Below are 4,131 nucleotides of genomic sequence, written 5' to 3'. Positions count from 1 at the left end.
TTTAGTAAGACGATCTACAAATCAATAGATCCCGGACCGGGCAATACGGGTGCTCCAAGACAGCCCCAACCAGTATCAACCAATGGCCCATAGGAAAAAAGTTCCCCGAGAATGACAAGTCAACATCGATCCAGCGCTTTGATGGCTGGCAGTTCCTTGCCTTCAAGAAGCTCCAGAGAGGCTCCGCCACCGGTGGATATGTATGTGATCTTGTCCTGTTCCCCCGTTTTGTTTATGGCGACATCCGTGTCTCCCCCACCGACGATAGACAGGGCATAACTGTTGGCAACACTGTGCGCAAGAGCCGCCGTCCCTCTGCCGAAGGCATCTATTTCGAACATCCCCATTGGCCCGTTCCAGACAATGGTCTTCGCGTTATTCAGTGCTTCTGAAAAAAGTGTGATTGTGGCCGGTCCGATATCCAACCCCATCCACTTGGGATTGATTTCCTGAACCGGAACAATTTTCGTTTCCGCACCAGCATGTTTGTCTTCGGCGATGACGCAATCGACCGGGAGATAAAGTTTTACACCCAATTCTTTTGCGTCTTTAAGAATCGTCAAGGCTTTGTCCATCAGGTGCTCTTCGAAGATCGACTTTCCAATTTCAAATCCCTGTGCCTTCAAGAAAGTGAAAGCCATACCACCGCCGATAATCATCTTGTCGACGCGGTGGATCAAATTTGAGAGGGCTTCCAACTTATCGGATACTTTTGAACCACCGATGATAGCCACAAAGGGTCTGGCTGGATTTTTCAAGACATTCCTAAAATAATTCAGTTCCCTCTTGATCAAGAATCCCGCTCCGCATTCTTTGACAAACTGGGTGATGCCGACATTCGAGGCGTGAATGCGATGAGCATTCCCAAATGCATCGTCAATATACACATCCCCATAAGCGGCCAATTTTTTGGCGAACTCGTCGTCATTCATCTCTTCTTCCGGATAAAATCTGAGATTCTCCAGTAAGACCAAATCACCCTGTGTCATCTTCCGGGTGAAAGATATGACCTCATCCCCGATGCAATCATTGAGCATATGGACATCTTTCCCCAAAAAACGGGACAACCTCTTGGCAACCGGAGCCAGACTGTATTTCGGGTCCGGCTTTCCCTTGGGTCTTCCCAGGTGGGAGATCATAATAACCGAAGCACCTTCGTCAAGTGCATAGTTGATGGAAGGCAGCACAGCACGAATTCGCGTGTCATCTGTAATATTTTGCGAATTATCCAACGGCACATTAAAATCGAAACGGAACAGCACCTTTTTGTCCTTCAAGTTCATTTCATCAATAAATTTCATTGCGCCTCCCTGGAATGTTCTGATACAAGAATCTCTAATTTTTTGTTATCAGGAATGAAGTTCTTAAGTACGCCTGCGCGTATTTACAATTTTGCGGGCATATATAGCTTACCTGCCTGCACAGGTCAACACGGAATTCCTGTAACCGTCTTTAACAGACCGTATTCAGGCGATTATCTTTATAGCTAGGAGATTTCTGATTAGATGAAGACGAAGAAAAAACACAAAAGCATCAATGATACTTCTCATAAAATCAGCATGCTGGAACAGAATATTACCGAGATCACGACACTTGGCGGTCCTGAAATGGTGCAGAAACAACACGATCTCGGCAAACTAACGGCACGGGAGCGACTGAATCTGTTTTTTGATAAAGGCTCTTTTAATGAGGTGCAGCTTTTTGTCAAACATCGTTCCCATTTGTTCGGTCTGGACGGCAAAACGATTCACGCCGACGGCGTCATCACCGGTTACGGAAAGGTCAACGGTCGAAGTGTTTTTGTCGCGGCACAGGATTTCACGAGCTCCGGAGGGAGCCTCGGTGAAATGCATGCAAAAAAAATATGGAAAATCATGGATATGGCTTTTGAGGCTCAAAGGCCCTTTATTGCCCTGAATGACTCAGGGGGCGCGCGGATTCAGGAAGGGGTGCCGGCCCTGGAAGGATACGGGGGGATTTTTTACCGCAATACACGGGCTTCAGGTTATATTCCGCAAATCACGGCAATCATGGGACCAACAGCCGGAGGGGCGGTTTATTCCCCCGCTCTCACAGATTGGGTATTCATGGTCCAGAACAGCAGCTATATGTATATAACAGGGCCCGACGTCATCAAATCGATTATCGGCGAGGAAATCAGCCACGAGGACTTGGGTGGTCCTCTCGTCCATTCGACGAAAAATGGCGTCTGCCACTTCAGCACAGCGGATGATGCTGACTGCATCAAAAAAATACAGGTTCTTTTATCCTATTTGCCCGACAATTGCAGCGGCACCGCCCCCCTGCTTGATCAGGGAGACAACCCCGATCGCATATCATTTGAGCTGGATGATATTGTTCCCGACGCGCCCTCCAAAAGTTATGATATGAAATTGATTATCCGGTGCATCGCTGACGGGGGGCAATTCATGGAACCACACAGCGCATGGGCGCAGAACATCATTGTCTGTTTTATCCGAATCATGGGCCAAACGGTGGGAGTCATCGCCAACAATCCAAAATACTATGCCGGCGTTTTGGATGTCCATGCTTCCGACAAGGCTGCCCGCTTCATCCGTTTCTGCGACGCCTTCAATATCCCTCTTCTCACTTTGGCCGATGTTCCGGGCTACATGCCTGGAAGCAGGCAGGAACAATTGGGAATCATCAGCCACGGCGCAAAGTTGCTCCACGCCTATGCCGAAGCAACGGTACCCAAGATCACCGTCATTATCAGAAAAGATTACGGGGGAGCATACATTGCCATGTGCAGCAAACAATTGGGGGCAGACTATGTGATGGCATGGCCTTCAGCGGAAATTGCCGTATTGGGCGCTGAAGCGGCCTGCAATATCGTCTATCGCAAAGAAATATTGAGCGCATCCGACCCACAGGCGAAACGGCTTGAACTGGCCAGAGCCTACGAAGAACATTTCAGTAATCCCTATTTTTCTGCCAGTCTGGGTATCATCGATGAAATTATCTTCCCGCGCGAAACCAGGAAAAAGATCATATCACTTTTGGAGGTATTGAAGAACAAGGCATATGCGCCTATTCCAAAAAAACATAACAATATCCCGCTGTAATTGTATCCCTTTCATCATGATACGGATTTGGAACAACAGATAAGGGATAAAAAATCAAGCGTTCATTGCCTGCAAGGGACTCGCCTCATCTCGCACATTAAGGTATCGCTAAACACACTCCCAGGACGAGCGCACTGAATATCAGGACTGCATCATCAGATGAGCAAAAACCTTTGCATTCCCGACCATATTGCTGATCAAACAGGACTCATCGGGCTGGTGTGCCTTATAACGTAATTTACTCCACACTGCGGCTTCATAACCATACTTCCGAAAGACCGCTGCGACTGTTCCCGCTCCAATTCCCACAGTTTGCCCCTTAACTTGGTAGACATCCCTGATTGCCAATTTGAGAGCACGGACAACCGCAGCAGTTGCCGGAGTAGGGGGGGGAGCCTGAACGGACTGTACGGATTCGACATCGATGGTTATTCCAAAGCGTTCCGCAACGGAATCAGCAATGAGGCGAACCGTTTTCATTACCTCTTTCAGGTCATATTGAGGCAAAACCCGGCAATCCATGTAAAAAACATCCTCACCTGGAATCGTGTTAATACTCGAGTGATTGGCTTCTTTTCTTGTCGGCTGAAAGGTACTCTCGGGAGGATTGAATAAACGATTCCGAACAGGAAATTTTTTGTAGAGCGACTGCAGCTGGACGATCAGGTGTGACGAGGCAAGGAAGGCGTTTTTGCCCATGGCCGGTCGGCTGCCATGACACTGCCCCCCTTTCGTCGTGAAACGCAACCAGAGAATACTCTATTCGGCAATTTCGATGGCGCACCCGTCTGGTTCACCTGAATCGGGTACAACAATCAAATCTTTTTTCTTAAAAGGGTTGTCGGGATGCTGGAGAACGTAATCCAATCCCCAGCGGCTTGAGGTTTCTTCATCGGCAACAAACGCCAAACCAATTGACGATTTCGGCAGTATATTTTCATCAAGGAAAGCCCTGGCTGCAAAGATAGAGGCGACCAGGTCCTGTTGATTGTCCTCGGTGCCGCGTCCATAAACACAACCGTCCTTGACGTAACCCTGATAAGGG

General features: G+C 48.3%; 4 protein-coding genes. 1 reads left to right on the top strand and 3 read right to left on the bottom strand.

Annotation, left to right across the window (positions count from 1 at the left end; genetic code table 11):
* Positions 1–119 precede the first annotated feature (119 nt).
* On the bottom strand, positions 120–1,301 hold the full coding sequence (locus tag GX147_11010) for a phosphoglycerate kinase (GenBank protein NLN61197.1): 1,182 nt from the start codon (positions 1,299–1,301) through the stop codon (positions 120–122).
* Between the two features lie 258 nt (positions 1,302–1,559).
* Between GX147_11010 and GX147_11005 the strand changes: the two genes are divergently transcribed.
* Positions 1,560–3,086: an acyl-CoA carboxylase subunit beta gene (locus tag GX147_11005; GenBank protein NLN61196.1), complete on the top strand. Its 1,527-nt coding sequence runs from the start codon at positions 1,560–1,562 to the stop codon at positions 3,084–3,086.
* 141 nt (positions 3,087–3,227) lie between these two features.
* Here GX147_11005 and GX147_11000 read toward each other — a convergent pair whose 3' ends face one another.
* Both GX147_11000 and GX147_10995 read right to left on the bottom strand, forming a co-directional pair.
* Entirely contained in the window at positions 3,228–3,785 is a 558-nt protein-coding gene (locus GX147_11000) for a M20/M25/M40 family metallo-hydrolase (protein ID NLN61195.1), read from the bottom strand.
* Positions 3,786–3,845: 60 nt separating this feature from the next.
* Positions 3,846–4,131: M20/M25/M40 family metallo-hydrolase (locus tag GX147_10995; GenBank protein ID NLN61194.1), on the bottom strand; the 286-nt coding region annotated here is incomplete at its 5' end.

It is taken from the genome of Deltaproteobacteria bacterium, from assembly GCA_012522415.1.
Lineage (GTDB): Bacteria > Desulfobacterota > Syntrophia > Syntrophales > JAAYKM01 > JAAYKM01.
This window is presented reverse-complemented; position numbering and strand designations above follow the sequence as displayed.

What these genes read in the sequence shown, in the direction of transcription:
- GX147_11010 (NLN61197.1), bottom strand. Translation starts at nt 1,301, where the DNA reads ATGAAATTTATTGATGAAATGAACTTGAAGGACAAAAAGGTGCTGTTC.
- GX147_11005 (NLN61196.1), top strand. Translation starts at nt 1,560, where the DNA reads ATGCTGGAACAGAATATTACCGAGATCACGACACTTGGCGGTCCTGAA.
- GX147_11000 (NLN61195.1), bottom strand. Translation starts at nt 3,785, where the DNA reads ATGGGCAAAAACGCCTTCCTTGCCTCGTCACACCTGATCGTCCAGCTG.